Origin of the sequence: Tatumella sp. JGM91 (assembly GCF_018257575.1) — a bacterium.
Lineage (GTDB): Bacteria > Pseudomonadota > Gammaproteobacteria > Enterobacterales > Enterobacteriaceae > Tatumella > Tatumella punctata.
This window is the reverse complement of record NZ_JAERJP010000018.1, coordinates 32,220-46,754: the sequence shown is the minus strand read 5'-3', so window position 1 is coordinate 46,754 and position 14,535 is coordinate 32,220. Positions and strand designations below refer to the sequence as shown.

The following is a 14,535-nucleotide window of genomic DNA, read 5'->3' as shown; positions in this document are numbered from 1 at the left end:
CGCGAAATCGCTGTCGCACACGGGTAATTTTCAGCCACTGTTGCCGGAAGTAACTGGCAGAGAAGGAGACAGGGACACGGGATGACACCCGGCAGTAACTCAGGCAGAATACTCCCCGGCCCGCAAGGATCTTACCGGTAAGTTGAGGAATATATGCGTAAATTGTTTATCTGCCTGTCACTTTTATTCACTGCCCTGCTGCTCACAGGCTGTGACCACCTGACACAATACACCATCAGCGAGCAACAGGTGAACAACGCGCTGAAAAAACACGATAACTATCAGAAAGATATCGGGGTTAACGGGCTGGCCAGCGCGCATATTGTCCTGACTGACTTACAATCAGCTATCGGCAGGGAAGAACCGAATAAAATGACGCTCTCCGGCACTGCCGATATACAGTTACAATCACTGTTTGGTCAGCAGGACGCCCGGGTGAGCCTGAAAATGAAAGCACAGCCGGTCTTTGATCCACAACAGTCAGCTATCTACCTGCAGGATCTGCAAATCACCGACTCACAGGTCAGCCCGGATAAGCTCCGTTCTGTTGTCACTGCCCTGATGCCGGTTCTGAACCAGTCATTGCAGGAGTATTTTAAGAATCATCCGGCCTATGTGCTAAGTGCGGACCGCAGTACTGCCGAAGGGCTGGCAAAAAAACTGGCCAAAGGTCTGGAAGTGAAACCCGGCGAACTGGTGATTTCCCTGACCCGCTAACCGGCGACTGACTGCCAAAAATCAGCGCAAAAAACAAGTGCAATCCGGCCGCGGGGGCTTTATCCTTAGTCCCCGGTAAAAACCCCCGCAAACGTTTACTCTTTTACGCCGGAGCCTGATGCATGACTGTTCACCCAGATAAGATCACTTTACGCCGTCCCGATGACTGGCATATCCATTTACGTGACGATGAAATGCTGAACACCGTCCTGCCATATACCAGCGAGGTGTATGGCCGCGCAATAGTCATGCCAAACCTTGTCCCGCCGGTAACCACCGTCAGCGCAGCCATTGCTTACCGTGACCGTATCATGGCGGCCCGCCCTGCCGGGCATAGTTTTCAGCCACTGATGACCTGCTACCTGACCGACTCGCTGGATCCGGACGAAATCGAAACCGGTTTTCGCAATAAAGTATTCACTGCTGCCAAGCTGTATCCGGCACATGCCACCACCAACTCCAGCCACGGGGTCACCAGTATCGGACATATTGCCTCCGTGCTGGATCGTATGCAGTCGCTGGGGATGCCGCTGTTAATCCACGGCGAAGTGACCGACTCACATGTGGATATTTTCGACCGTGAAGCACGTTTTATTGAACAGGTATTAATCCCGCTGCGCAGCCAGTTCCCGGCCCTGCGGGTGGTGCTGGAACACATTACCACCAAAGATGCGGCTGACTATGTCAGTGCCGGTGATCAACACCTGGCAGCAACGATTACTCCGCAACATCTGATGTTTAACCGTAACCATATGCTGAGTGGCGGCATTCGCCCGCACCTGTACTGTCTGCCGATCCTGAAACGTAATATTCATCAGGAAGCGTTGCGTCAGGTGGTTGCCAGTGGTCATCCGCGCTTTTTCCTCGGCACTGATACGGCACCACACCTGCGCCACCGTAAAGAAAGCAGTTGCGGATGTGCGGGAGTCTTTAATGCCCCGAGTGCACTGTCGGCCTACGCTACCGTATTTGAAGAACTGGATGCACTGCAACATCTCGAAGCTTTCTGCTCCGTCAACGGGCCGCAGTTTTATGGGTTACCGGTCAACGAAGATACAGTGACCCTGCTACGCCAGCCATGGACGGTTCCTGAAACGATAGCTGCCGGAGATGATGTTATTGTTCCCTTCCTCGCCGGCCAGACACTGAACTGGACGGTAGCGCCCTGATCAGCCGTTGCCTTAGCAGAGATATTACTGTATACATATACAGTAATATCTGCCTGCAGCCCCCTTACTGTGGACAGTCAGTCATGTTTCACTGCCACACAAGGTGGCAGTGAAACGGTGGTTAAGCGTTGATACGCCACCGGGTGTCGCCATCCGGTTTTTTTATTCGGCTTTACTGACCCGTAGCCTGTAGTAATCGCCTGCGACCCGGCCCGGAAACAATATGGTGCAGGTCAACCCTGTACTCTTGCCGCGAGAGCCCTGTCAGGGGACACAGCCCGGTTTGAACGGGCTGTTTTTCTGCCATCCCCCGCAATATTTTATTGCGTTTCTGCCAGTTTTCAGGATACATGTTATAATTATATTGCCTTGCAATTTTTTACACAGGCTGGAGCTAAACCTCAATATACACGTCGTTTCACGAGTAATCAGGGGGTTTTATGGATAGAGAGAAAGATGTCATTCAGACCCATTCACTGGTCGGCTGGGATATCAGCACCGTTGATGTCTATGATGCAATGATGATCCGCCTGCATTCATTATCGTCGATGCAACAGAAAGAAGAAGAAGCGGATATAGGACCGACCTACTGGCTGACCACTGATGTGGCGCGGCAGTTTATATCGATTCTGGAAGCCGGTATTGCCAAAATAGAGTCAGCCGAAGACCGGCCCCTCCATCCGTTAAAACATTAGTCTCTGCTCCCTCGTCAGCAGGCACCCGACCGGGTGCCTTTATTTTTGCTATCATTCAGGGCTCTGTTATCCTGTTTATCCGCACTGTCTCAGGGGGTTAACGGGAATGATTTACGATTTAATAATTGCCGGCAGTGGCTCTGCCGGTGCAGCGGCCGGTTATTACGCCAGCCGTGCAGGACTGAATGTATTGATGATTGATGCTCACCATCCTCCCCATAAACAGGGGGCACACCATGGCACCAGCCGCCTGATCCGTTATGCCTATGGCGAAGGTGAAAAATATGTTCCCCTGCTGCTGCGCAGTAAGGCACTGTGGCAGGAATTTGAACAAACCGCCGGGGTTAAGCTGTTACATCCCTGTGGTGTATTAAATGCCGGTCCCCGCGGTTCGGGATTTATGGAAAATATCAGGACCAGTGCACAACGCTGGTCACTGAATACAGAGACCCTGACTGCAAAGCAGGTACAGCAACGCTGGCCTGAAATTACCCTGCCTGAACACTTCTGTGCCGTTTACGAACAGGATGCCGGTTATCTTTCTGCCGAAAGTGCGATAGAACACTGGATCCGGCTGGCGAGGGAACAGGGGTGCGGCCAGCTGTTTAATTGCCCCGTCACTGCCATCGGCCGGCAGGATGGTCTGCAAAAAGTCACCACTGCCGAAGGTGAGTACTTCGGGCGCAAGCTGCTGGTCAGTTCCGGCAGCACAGTGCAGACTCTGTTGCCCGGATTACCTGTCACCCCGATACGCAAAGTATTTTCCTGGTTTCAGGCTGACGGGCGCTATAGTGAAAACAACCATTTCCCGGGGTTCAGTATCGAACTGGACGACGGCAGCCAGTACTACGGATTTCCGGCACAGGACAATGCTCTGAAAGCCGGACGCCATGACGGCGGACAACCCTTATCCCTGAATCAGCCCCGCCCGCCCTTTGGCAGTATCGCCCGGGATGGCAGCGAGTGTTTCGCTTTTCTGCGCCAGTGTCTGAGTGGTGTGGGTGGCTGTCTGTATGGCGAGTCCTGCAGTTATGATATGTCGCCGGATGAAGATTTTATTATTGATACTCTGCCGGATACCCCGGATTGTCTGGTGATCACCGGGCTAAGCGGCCATGGCTTTAAGTTTTCTCCGGTGTTAGGCGAAATTGCCTGCCATTTTGCTACTCAGGGACAGTTACCCGACTCAGTAAAACCTTTTTCTCTGCAGCGCTTCACTGGCTGAATGCGTTACCCTGCTGCCGCTCTGGCGCAGGGTAATTGTAACAAACCAATTCATTCCTGCGGCCCTGCGGGCTGTCTATTTTACCCTGCGCGGGTCTGTACCCCGGGCTGGCCCGGTCTCCCGGTCACGAAGGCTCTTTTCTGCCGGTACCTCCGCCAGTCTGTGGTTGTAATAATATTGTCATAACTGCCTTATAGGATTCTGGCTGCTTTTACCATGATGAATCTATTAAGGTTATGTGCAAATGAAGAAACCAGAAAATGAGAAGAATGACGCTACCGGACAGCAGCCTTCGGCGCAAAATACGCGTCCTGACAACCCGGCCCGCCGTCGCTTCCTCGCCGGAGCCTCGGTTATCGGCCTGAGTTCGGGGATACTGCCGCTGGCAGACGCAAAAACGCCATCTGCTCATCAGCCTGTAGCCTTAAATAAACTGCCTGAGAAACAGCAGGATCAATTGCTGAGAAAGCATGTCCGCAATATTGTTGTTATCTATGCAGAAAACCGCAGCTTTAATAATTTATTTGCCAATTTCCCGGGGGTAAAACATCCCCTTTCCGAACTGCACCCGCAACAGTATCAGCAGCGCGACCGCGATGGCACACTACTGAGCGAGTTTCCCCCGGTCTGGAAAGGACTGGTACCTGACGAACAAACCGTCAACCATACCCGTTACCAGGTCGCAGAAAATGCCCCGTATATGCAGCATCTGCCTAATAAACCCTTCGCGCTGAAGGGGCCCGATGGTGAAGCTCTGCCACAGGGTGTGATCACCCGCGATCTCTGGCATGTGTTCTATCAGAACCAGATGCAGATTAACGGCGGAAAAAACGATAAATTCGTCGCCTGGGCAGATTCAGGTGCCCTGACGATGGGCCATTACGGAGATGGTGCCTATAATATGCGCCTGTGGAATCTGGCCAGCGAATATACTCTCTGTGATAACTTTTTCCAGGGCGCTTTTGGCGGTTCATTCCTTAACCACCAGTATCTGGTCTGCGCCCGCCCGCCGTTTTATCCGGATGTCCACCAGTCACCGGCGAAAGATCAGGTCGCTACCCTGATGAGCGACGACCCGACCGATCCGCGTCTGAAACCAAAAGACAGCTCACCGACCAGCGCATTACAGGGGATCCCTCAGTTCGGTCCCAGCCAGCTGACCCCCGATGGCTATGCGGTAAATACTATGCTGCCGCCGTACTGGCCATCAGGCAGCCGGGACAAAAATAATCCGGCACTGGCAGATCTTTCTTCACCTAAAACTCTGCCGGCACAGACACACCAGCATATCGGGGACCTGTTGTCGGATAAAGGTATTGACTGGGCCTGGTATTCAGGCGGCTGGCAGTTTGCCGTTGACGGTAAAAAAGACAGTGATACTTTTCCTGCCCGCCCTGATTTCCAGCTGCATCATCAGCCCCTGAACTACTTTGCTGATCTCGGCCCGCAACACCCTGAGCGACGGGCAAAACACCTGCGTGACGGCGGGCTGGGGGATACGGCTGCGACCAATAAATTTCTGGCAGATGTCGATGCCGGAAAATTACCACCGGTCACTTTCTATAAGCCACAGGGTAACCTGAATATGCATGCCGGTTATTCAGATGTAGAATCCGGGGACCGTCATATTGCCCATATTGTTAACCGCCTGCAGCAAAGCCCGCAGTGGGATAATACTGTGGTGGTGATTACTTTCGATGAGAATGGCGGCTGGTGGGATCATGTTGCTCCGCCGAAAGGCGACCGCTGGGGACCGGGCACCCGGATACCCGCACTGGTGGTGTCACCCTTTGCCCTGAAAGGCCATGTGGAACATACCCAGTATGATACCGGCTCAATTCTGCGGTTAATCAGCCGGGTCTATGATTTACCGAAATTACCGGGTCTGCAGACCCGCGACAAAGCGCTGGCGAAACAAGGGTCTGCCCCGATGGGTGACTTAACCGAAATACTGCGTTTTCCGGTCTGATATATAAAACAGCCCCTGCTGTCACGGGGGCTGTTTCCTGATAACAATATGCCTGATTTTATCCGGCGTTAATTGTTATTATTCCGGTTTAACCGGTTGTGGCAGAGTCATACGTAATACTCCGCGTGATTTATTAAAGATCTTATTACTGGTTTCCCGCCCCGCACGGCGCAAGCGTTGCTCGTCCGGCGATAACTGAGACTCTTCCATGCACATCGGGCTACAGCAGCCATGATATTTTTCCGCGCACTGCGGGCACTGGATAAACAATAAATGGCAGCCATCATTAATGCAATTAACATGACTGTCACAGGGGGTGCCGCACTGATGACAGTGTGCCAGCACATCATCGGAAATACGTTCACCCATCCGTTCATCAAACACGAAGTTTTTACCTTTAAAACGGATAGGCAGCCCCTGCTCCCGGGCGCGGCGGGTATATTCGATGATCCCGCCTTCAATATGGTAAACATTACTGAAGCCGTTATGTCGCATCCAGGCGCTGGCCTTTTCGCAACGGATCCCGCCGGTACAGTACATCACAATTTTTTTATCTTTCTGCTGTTCCAGCATATCGACAGCCATCGGCAGCTGGTCACGGAAAGTATCCGCCGGAATCTCCATCGCGCGATCAAAATGTCCGACCTCGTATTCGTAATGATTACGCATATCGACAAATACCGCATCCGGATCATCCAGCATCTGATTGACCTGGTCGGCTTTCAGATAATCGCCCACATCACTGGCATCAAAACTGTCATCTTCAATTCCATCTGCCACAATACGGTCACGGACTTTCAGGCGTAATACCCAGAAGGATTTACCATCGTCATCCAGCGCAATATTCATACGCAGATGATTAAGGGCCGGATCAAAACTGTACAGTGCCTGTTTCATCTCTTCATAACGGCTGGCCGGTACACTGATCTGGGCATTAATCCCTTCATGTGCCACATAAATACGGCCAAAAACCTGTAATGACGTTAACAGAATATACAGACTGTCACGGAATGCCTGAGGATCAGTGATCTGAAAATATTTATAAAAAGAGACGGTTGTTCGTGGCTCGGTTTCGGCCAGCATCCGCTCTTTCAGCTCTTTATTGGATACAAGGTTATGTAACACTGGCATGGTGTTCGTTCCTGTCATCTATACTCATTATCGGGGGCGCGTATGATAACTGATTTGTTATCATGAAAAAACGGGGACTACCGATTCTTTGGCGAATCATGCTAAATCTTCGCGATACACCGCTGTCCGGTAGCTGCCCCCCCCGTATATTGCGTTTTAGCTTAGCTAAAAAAATGGCACAATAGTCGCCGAATTGTGGGGAAGTGATTCCCCTGTCGTTCCACGGAAACCTGGAAATAATAAAATAATATGACTCAATTGCCTGAATTTAACCGAAGCCTTTTCCATCCGCGTTACTGGCTTACCTGGCTGGGGATTGTTTTTCTGTACCTTCTGGTATTACTGCCCTACCCGGTGCTCTATTTTATAGGGACTAATCTTGGTCGTTTATCCATGCATTTTCTGAAAAGCCGGGTGATCACTGCCAGACGTAATCTGGAACTGTGTTTTCCTGCGATGCCGGTGGCTGATCGCGAAGCACTGCTGGTACATAATTTTGAATCTGTCGGTATGGGCCTGATGGAAACCGGGATGGCCTGGTTCTGGCCGGAATGGCGGGTACGTAAGTGGTTCAGGGTTTCCGGACTGGAACATATTGATACTGCACTGGCCAGTGGCCGTGGCATATTGTTAATCGGGATGCATTTTCTGACGCTGGAACTGGGGGCCCGTATTTTTGGTGTATTTAATCCGGGTATCGGCGTGTATCGTCCGAATGACAATAAACTCCTCGACTGGCTGCAAACCTACGGCCGGATGCGTTCCAATAAAGATATGATTGACCGTAAAGACGTTAAAGGTATGATCCGCGCGCTGAAAAATAATCAGATTATCTGGTACGCGCCGGACCATGACTATGGCCCGCGCGCCAGTGTTTTTGCACCCTTTTTCGCGGTCGGAACAGCAGCAACCACCCGCGGTACCTATATGCTAATGCGCACCAGTCATCCGACCGTCATCCCGTTTGTGCCCCGCCGGTTACCGAATGGCCGTGGTTACGAAATGGTGATTTTACCGGATGCCAGTGACTCCATTCCGCTGACTGATGAAGTGTCAACTGCCACCCGTATGAATCAGATTGTCGAAGAGGCTATCCTGCTGGCCCCGGAACAGTATATGTGGCTACACCGCCGCTTTAAAACTCAGCCGGAAGGTGAACCTTCGCTGTATTAATCTGCCACTGCTGCCCGGCAATACACATTCCGGGCGGCACGCCGTAAATCCTTCACTCCGCCGGTTGCCCCCTGTCTGTTTTGATCTATGCTTTACATTCTTCTCACGGATAATCTGAGGTTATCATATGGATCTTTTTAGCACCCTGTCTGAAGCAATCGATGCCGCACGGGAACAGTTTCTGGCCGATCATCCGGAAGCTGACCACGAGCCGGAAATCAGTCAGTTTGCTTTACAGAAATATGTAATGCAGGACGGTGATATTATGTGGCAGGCGCAATTCTCAGACGACGAAAATCAGGAAACCAGTGAATGTCTGCCATTACTCTATGATGATGCCGCGCAGGCTATCTGGTCAGGAGATTTTGACCCTCAGGAACTGACGCTGGAATGGCAGGACGAAAACACACTGCATGAATGGGATGAAGGCGAATTCCAGCTGACCCCTCCTACAGATACCGAAGAAGGGGAAGCCGCCGCCGAAGAATGGAATGATGACGACAGCGAGGCTGAACGCTGGTAACAAACACTGGCCGGTGAATCAATCGTAAGCTCCGTGTTTTGCATCCACCGGCAGTAACAGTGTGTCAATAATCAGAGACAGTGGCAGGTCGAGTAACGTCAGATAACGCAGCCCCCCGTCACGCATATCCCACTGCACCCCCGGGTAATACTGGTGTCCGTGGCCCTGACCAGGCACTGTACGGCTGATAATACTGCCACAGCCGGTCAGTAACATCATACATCCCGCCAGCATTACGACTCTCATTCTGTGATACCCTTTATCTTTCAGTGCCGCGTAGTCTAGCCTGTTTCCCCCGCGGGTGCCGATAAGGAATTCTCTGTTTTTTGTCGGATTATTGTTAATTCCGCTGCTGCAGGGATAAAAAAACCCCTGAGCCAGTCAGGGGTTTGTAGCCGTCAGAGTAACGCCCGTTCAGTGGCGGGGTAATGCCAGCGGGTTAAGCGGCTGATTCTGATAACTGCTCAGCCACTGGTGATATTTATCACCGGACTGCCAGAGCCGGCTATGCACCCGTGCCAGAACCACCGGATCACTGATGATTTCTAAACGCTGATCCCGGTTAAGTTTTTCCGGTACGTCACTGAGTGCCTGATCCACCCGCCGGTCACGGGCATGCTCCAGTAACTGGCTACGCTTGTGTCTGGAGGTCGCCATTGCGGTGGCCAGCGCGTTGAAAGACGGATTAAACAGCGCATGCATAAAGCCGTTTTCCAGTGCTCTGCCACGGTTCAGCTGCAGGTAAGCATCCGTATCTACCAGCTCTTTCGGTGGCTGATACTCTTCGGGGATCAGAAACAGTCTGGCGCGCTGACTCTTCAGCCCGAGGGTTGCGCGGCTGGAGAAAACGGACACAAACGGCGACAGGATCAGCGAGAAAACGATCGGTGCCAGCCACCACAGGAAGTTGAGGTCCAGATACCCCATTCCCCAGGCCCAGACAATTCCCAGCAGCATCTGCGAGCCATGGCGGGCAAAGGCTTCTTTCCAGGGCGTAGCATCATCATCACGCTGTGGTGAATTCCACACGGCTTTTAACCCGAGGAAGGCACTGACCACAAATACTGTATGGAATAACATCCGTACCGGGGCCAGTAATACCGAGAATAACATTTCCAGCATCAGTGACAGGAATACCCGGACCGGACCACCATAAGGTTTCGAGCCTTTAAACCAGATAAGAATAATACTTAACAGTTTCGGCAGGAAAAGCAGCACCAGCGTGGTGGAGAATAACGCAATCGCCAGTTCCGGTCGCCACTGAGGCCAGACAGGAAACAGCTGTCGCTGTTGCAGAAAATACTGCGGTTCCACCAGCGTGTGCACCACCTGCAACGCTGTCGACAGGGCAAGGAACATAAACCATAAGGGCGCTGACAGGTAAGACATCACCCCTGTCAGAAACACTGCGCGGTGCACCGGGTGCATACCTTTTACCAGGAACAGCCGGAAGTTCATCAGGTTACCGTGACACCAGCGGCGGTCACGTTTAAGTTCATCCAGCAGGTTGGGCGGCAATTCTTCATAAGAACCCGGCAGGTCATAGGCAATCCATACCCCCCAGCCGGCGCGGCGCATCAGTGCTGCTTCAACAAAGTCATGAGAAAGAATTGACCCGGCGAAAGACCCCTCCCCCGGCAACGGTGCGAGAGCACAGTGCTCAATAAAAGGTTTCACACGGATAATCGCGTTATGTCCCCAATAGTGAGACTCCCCGAGTTGCCAGAAGTGTAAACCGGCAGTAAACAATGGCCCATAGACCCGGGTCGCAAATTGCTGACAACGGGCATACAGAGTATCCATCCCTGAGGCTTTCGGGGCAGACTGAATGATACCGGCATTAGGATTCGCTTCCATCATCCGTACCAGACCGGTCAGACATTCACCGCTCATCACACTGTCGGCGTCCAGTACCACCATATAACTGTATTCACTGCCCCAGCGGCGGCAGAAGTCATCGATGTTACCGCTTTTACGTTTTACACGACGGCGACGACGGCGATAGAAGATTTTACCGGCACCGCCGACATCACGGACCAGCTCCATCCAGGCTTTCTGTTCTGCAATAGCAATATCAGCATCATAGCTGTCACTGAGGATATAGACATCAAAGTGATCACTGTTACCCGTACGTACCACCGACTCCCAGGTGGCGCGCAGACCGGCAAACACCCTTTCCACATCCTCATTACATATTGGCATAATCAGGGCGGTACGGTGTTCAGGATTCAGGGGCTCCTCTCCGGTGGTCGAATAGGAGATACTGTATTTATCCTTACCGATCATTAATTGCAGGAAGCCCATCAGCGCCGTCCAGAATCCGGCAGACACCCAGCAGAACAGAATCGCAAACAGTATCAGAATGCCGGTCTGTAAGACATAAGGTAACAGCTGCAGCACCGTCTGTTGCCAGCTCTGGCTGAGTAATTCCGAAGAATCAATCATCCCCCAGCCCTGGTAAGGTAAAATAGTCTTCATATACCAGGTGGCAATCACTGTCTGAACCATTGTCAGTAACAGCAGAATATAACGGCGAATGGTACCGACAGTACGCCATTTCTCTTCGGCAATACGCTCATCGACACTGGCCTGGTCCTGATGCAGCGGCTTTTTGGCCCTGCCACGCATCGCGCCCCACATGCGGGTCAGCGGGTTTGTTTCCCAGGGTGAGGGATACATACCGGCACGTTTCAGCGGCGGCGTTGCTTTCAGGGTCGTCCGGTCAGCGTCATCTTTACCAAACTGCCGGCCTCCGTCTACGGAGTCCGGCCAGGCCATCCGGATCCTGGCCGACACTGATTTCAGTGCGGCATCATCCTCGCGATCACTGGCGGCGTTGTCATGACCAAGTTGCTGCTGTAAATCCGCAAAATCAGTCTCTGCGGATGGACGCAGCTGTGCCTGCTCCGCCGCAGACAGCGGCAGAGCATCGACATATTTTTCGGGGTTAAAGGTAGATTTATTCATTGGCAGGTAACTGATAGCTCCAGGTTTCCGTCAACGTTTTGTCGCCACTCACTAACGCAGCGCGCATTTCGGTGGTTTTTTTCGGGTCTTTGACTTTCAATCGCAATATCAGACGCCAGCCTTTAGTGACCGGATTATAACGGACACTCTGTTCCACCACGTCACCATTATCCCCGATACTGACTTGCGGAGACACCTGAGTATCCTGTGGCAGTTTACTCATTGCCTGACCGGTAAAATCGACGATAAAGGCGATTGAACCATCCGGCTGACGTACCAGATTGGACTGTCGTACATCTCCCGCGGAACGCAGGGTATCTTTTACCCACGCCACATCCGGCGTGTGCAGCTGAGACTCGTTACCCGTGAAATGTAAACGGTAGTTGAAGTCTGACGCCTTGCCCGTTTCCGGCATTTTTTCCGGTGACCAGAAAGCAACGATATTATCGTTGGTTTCATCATTGGTCGGAATTTCTACCAGTTCAACATGACCTTTACCCCAGTTACCCAGCGGCTCAACCCAGCCACTCGGCCGTAAGTCATAGCGGTCATCCAGGTCCTGATAATGGCTGAAGTCACGGTTACGCTGTAACAGACCAAACCCTTTCGGATTTTCCAGTGAATAGGAACTGACCGCCAGACGCTTCGGATTGTTCAGCGGTCGCCAGATCCATTCACCGTTACCGTTATGGATCGACAGTCCGTCAGAGTCGTGTAATTCATTACGGTAGTTCATGGCCGGTGATGGCTGATTCGCGCCGAACAGGAACATACTGGTCAGCGGGGCAATCCCCAGTTTGCCGACCGTATCACGCAGGTATATTTTAGAACGGACATCAACAGTGGTTTCTTTCCCCGGGTGTAGTACAAAACGGTAAGCACCGGTTGCCCGCGGCGAATCCAGCAGCGCATAGATCACCAGTTGTTTATCCTGCGGTTTCGGTCGCTCGATCCAGAACTCTTTAAAGCGCGGGAACTCTTCACCGGACGGTAACGCGGTATCAATCGCCAGGCCACGCGCTGACAGTCCATAGACTTGTCCGGCACCGACCACACGGAAATAGCTGGCCCCGAGGAAACTGGTTATCTCGTCTTGTTTGTTTTTACTGTTCAGCGGATACAGAACTTTAAACCCGGCAAAACCGAGGTTTTTCACCGAGTCCGCATCGGCCTGAACATTGGAAAAGTTGAAATAATCAGGGCTGTACTTAATCTCACGCACTGAAGAGGCGGTCACTTCGTTCAGTTTCACCGGCAAATCGAAGTACATGCCTTCCGGATAGAATTCGAGCTTAAACGGGGTACGCAATTTACCCCAATAGGTTTTGTCCTGTCTGAACTGAATTTTCTGATAATCCGCAAATTTCATGTCCCGGAACTGGGAAGGCAGATTACTTTTCGGTGCCTCATAACTTTTATCAGCCAGTGATTTTGCCTGTCTGGCCACATCATTCAGATCAAATGCCCAGCTGTTGCTGGCATACATTGCAAGCAGGACCGCAGCACCAACCCAGTGCATTTTCATCAATCCTGATTTTTTACATTCTGTCGTGAGCACATCTCCCCCTTGCGTGCGTGTGCCTGAATAAATCGCGCCCATAGTAATTGATTATTTCTGATTCTGACAGCTACGCCTGCAGATTGTACTGATTATCTTACTACAGGCTTTTTTTTCGGAATCTTTAACGAAACCAGCCAGTGTTAACACTTGTCTGATACAATTATAGTATGACTTTTCCAGCAGTTACTTCCGGAAAGTTCTAATTTATCTTATGAGTGATTTTTATGGTTACCGCAAAACCTGAACGAGAATATTTTCTGGACTCCATCCGTGCCGGGCTAATGTTACTCGGTGTCCCCTTCCATGTATCACTGATCTATTCAAGCCAGAAGTGGACGGTGAACAGCCCGACAGACTCATTGTGGCTGACGTTATTCAACGAGTTTATCCACTCCTTCCGGATGCAGGTTTTCTTTGTTATCTCCGGTTATTTTTCTTATATGCTCTATCTGCGTTACCAGCCGGTACGCTGGCTGAAAGTCAGGATGGAAAGAGTCGGGATCCCTTTTCTGGCCGCGATCCCGTTAATTACCCTGCCGCAGTTTTTTATGCTGAAAGCCTGGTCGGATAAATTTACCGACTGGTCGCAGTACAGCCTCTATCAGCGTTATAACACTCTGGTCTGGGAGCTGATCTCACATTTATGGTTTTTACTGGTATTACTGTTACTGACCGCCTCCGGCATGCTGTTGTTTGCGATGATCAATAAACATAAGCAGCGATTAAGTACCCTGACCATAAACTGGCCGCGTATTTTCCTTGCCCTGTCGGTCTGCGTGATCGGCTGGGGAGTGGTTCGCCGTTTATTACTCTGGCAGGCACCTGCGGTGCTGATGGACGGGTTATTTAATATTGCCGTTATGCAGTCATTATTTTATTTACCCTTTTTCCTGCTGGGCGCCATTGCCTGGATTAACCCGCAGGCCAAAGCCCTGTTTATTCGCCGTCACCCGCCGGTCTGGGCCGGGGCTATTTTGCTGTTTATCGCCTATCACCTTAACCAGCAATACAGTTCCGGGGCTGGCTGGTTATATGAACTGGACGCGTTAATCTCTATGGCCATGGGCCTGTGCATGCTGAATATCTGTTTCAGTTTCGGTTATCGTTTCCTGAATAATCCGTCAGGGAAGGTCAGGTATCTGGTCAATTCCTCTCTGTTTATTTATCTGGTACACCACCCGTTAACCCTGGTATTCGGTCTGTTTGTGATGCCACATATTGCCAGTAACAGCCTCGGTTTTTTTGCCGGTCTGATATTTGTTTTCGGTATATCTTTCCTGCTCTACGAAATTCATCTGCGTATTCCGTTGCTACGCTTTTTGTTTTCCGGTAAAAAAGCCTGATATTTTCGTGGTCTGCCGTAACGTCGTTCACCAGGCGACACGGCAGCCCCCGGGGTCAGCAT

General features: G+C 51.5%; 12 protein-coding genes. 8 read left to right on the top strand and 4 right to left on the bottom strand.

Features of this window, described 5'->3' with window-relative positions; genetic code table 11:
• The first annotated feature begins 153 nt into the window (after window positions 1-153).
• From JK198_RS12800 to acpA, 5 genes are all read left to right on the top strand, one after another.
• Window positions 154-717, top strand: coding sequence for a lipoprotein (locus JK198_RS12800; RefSeq protein ID WP_212708708.1), 564 nt, complete (start codon window positions 154-156; stop codon window positions 715-717).
• 122 nt (window positions 718-839) lie between these two features.
• Window positions 840-1,886, top strand: a complete 1,047-nt coding sequence (gene pyrC / locus JK198_RS12795) for a dihydroorotase (protein WP_212708707.1) — start codon at window positions 840-842, stop codon at window positions 1,884-1,886.
• Window positions 1,887-2,326: 440 nt separating this feature from the next.
• Window positions 2,327-2,581: a biofilm formation regulator BssS gene (gene bssS / locus JK198_RS12790; RefSeq protein ID WP_212708706.1), complete on the top strand. Its 255-nt coding sequence runs from the start codon at window positions 2,327-2,329 to the stop codon at window positions 2,579-2,581.
• Between the two features lie 106 nt (window positions 2,582-2,687).
• Window positions 2,688-3,806: an N-methyl-L-tryptophan oxidase gene (gene solA, locus JK198_RS12785; RefSeq protein WP_212709513.1), complete on the top strand. Its 1,119-nt coding sequence runs from the start codon at window positions 2,688-2,690 to the stop codon at window positions 3,804-3,806.
• Between the two features lie 244 nt (window positions 3,807-4,050).
• Complete coding sequence (acpA, locus tag JK198_RS12780; protein WP_212710714.1) at window positions 4,051-5,775, top strand: acid phosphatase; 1,725 nt, start codon at window positions 4,051-4,053, stop codon at window positions 5,773-5,775.
• Window positions 5,776-5,853: 78 nt separating this feature from the next.
• On the opposite strand, the gene JK198_RS12775 is transcribed toward acpA, so the two are convergent.
• Window positions 5,854-6,906, bottom strand: coding sequence for a rhodanese-related sulfurtransferase (locus JK198_RS12775; protein ID WP_212709515.1), 1,053 nt, complete (start codon window positions 6,904-6,906; stop codon window positions 5,854-5,856).
• Between the two features lie 249 nt (window positions 6,907-7,155).
• Here JK198_RS12775 and JK198_RS12770 point away from each other — a divergent pair, with 249 nt between their 5' ends.
• A complete protein-coding gene (locus JK198_RS12770) occupies window positions 7,156-8,079 on the top strand; it encodes a Kdo(2)-lipid IV(A) acyltransferase (RefSeq protein ID WP_212709516.1) in 924 nt (307 codons plus the stop codon).
• A gap of 127 nt (window positions 8,080-8,206) precedes the next feature.
• Window positions 8,207-8,602 carry a MysB family protein gene (locus tag JK198_RS12765; RefSeq protein ID WP_212709517.1) on the top strand — a complete coding sequence of 132 codons (396 nt, stop codon included), beginning with the start codon at window positions 8,207-8,209 and terminating at the stop codon, window positions 8,600-8,602.
• An 18-nt stretch (window positions 8,603-8,620) separates the two neighbouring features.
• Here the strand turns inward: JK198_RS12765 and JK198_RS12760 are convergent, their stop codons facing one another.
• From JK198_RS12760 to JK198_RS12750, 3 genes are all read right to left on the bottom strand, one after another.
• On the bottom strand, window positions 8,621-8,848 hold the full coding sequence (locus JK198_RS12760) for a YceK/YidQ family lipoprotein (protein WP_212709518.1): 228 nt from the start codon (window positions 8,846-8,848) through the stop codon (window positions 8,621-8,623).
• Between the two features lie 168 nt (window positions 8,849-9,016).
• Window positions 9,017-11,569: a glucans biosynthesis glucosyltransferase MdoH gene (gene mdoH, locus JK198_RS12755; protein ID WP_212709519.1), complete on the bottom strand. Its 2,553-nt coding sequence runs from the start codon at window positions 11,567-11,569 to the stop codon at window positions 9,017-9,019.
• On the bottom strand, window positions 11,562-13,097 hold the full coding sequence (locus JK198_RS12750) for a glucan biosynthesis protein G (RefSeq protein ID WP_212709525.1): 1,536 nt from the start codon (window positions 13,095-13,097) through the stop codon (window positions 11,562-11,564). Before JK198_RS12750 ends, mdoH begins: the two co-directional genes overlap by 8 nt.
• Window positions 13,098-13,354: 257 nt before the next feature.
• On the opposite strand from JK198_RS12750, the gene mdoC reads away from it, so the two are divergent.
• Window positions 13,355-14,473, top strand: coding sequence for a glucans biosynthesis protein MdoC (gene mdoC, locus JK198_RS12745; RefSeq protein ID WP_212709520.1), 1,119 nt, complete (start codon window positions 13,355-13,357; stop codon window positions 14,471-14,473).
• Window positions 14,474-14,535 lie beyond the last annotated feature (62 nt).

What these genes read in the sequence shown, in the direction of transcription:
- JK198_RS12800 (WP_212708708.1), top strand. Translation starts at nt 154, where the DNA reads ATGCGTAAATTGTTTATCTGCCTGTCACTTTTATTCACTGCCCTGCTG.
- pyrC (WP_212708707.1), top strand. Translation starts at nt 840, where the DNA reads ATGACTGTTCACCCAGATAAGATCACTTTACGCCGTCCCGATGACTGG.
- bssS (WP_212708706.1), top strand. Translation starts at nt 2,327, where the DNA reads ATGGATAGAGAGAAAGATGTCATTCAGACCCATTCACTGGTCGGCTGG.
- solA (WP_212709513.1), top strand. Translation starts at nt 2,688, where the DNA reads ATGATTTACGATTTAATAATTGCCGGCAGTGGCTCTGCCGGTGCAGCG.
- acpA (WP_212710714.1), top strand. Translation starts at nt 4,051, where the DNA reads ATGAAGAAACCAGAAAATGAGAAGAATGACGCTACCGGACAGCAGCCT.
- JK198_RS12775 (WP_212709515.1), bottom strand. Translation starts at nt 6,906, where the DNA reads ATGCCAGTGTTACATAACCTTGTATCCAATAAAGAGCTGAAAGAGCGG.
- JK198_RS12770 (WP_212709516.1), top strand. Translation starts at nt 7,156, where the DNA reads ATGACTCAATTGCCTGAATTTAACCGAAGCCTTTTCCATCCGCGTTAC.
- JK198_RS12765 (WP_212709517.1), top strand. Translation starts at nt 8,207, where the DNA reads ATGGATCTTTTTAGCACCCTGTCTGAAGCAATCGATGCCGCACGGGAA.
- JK198_RS12760 (WP_212709518.1), bottom strand. Translation starts at nt 8,848, where the DNA reads ATGAGAGTCGTAATGCTGGCGGGATGTATGATGTTACTGACCGGCTGT.
- mdoH (WP_212709519.1), bottom strand. Translation starts at nt 11,569, where the DNA reads ATGAATAAATCTACCTTTAACCCCGAAAAATATGTCGATGCTCTGCCG.
- mdoC (WP_212709520.1), top strand. Translation starts at nt 13,355, where the DNA reads ATGGTTACCGCAAAACCTGAACGAGAATATTTTCTGGACTCCATCCGT.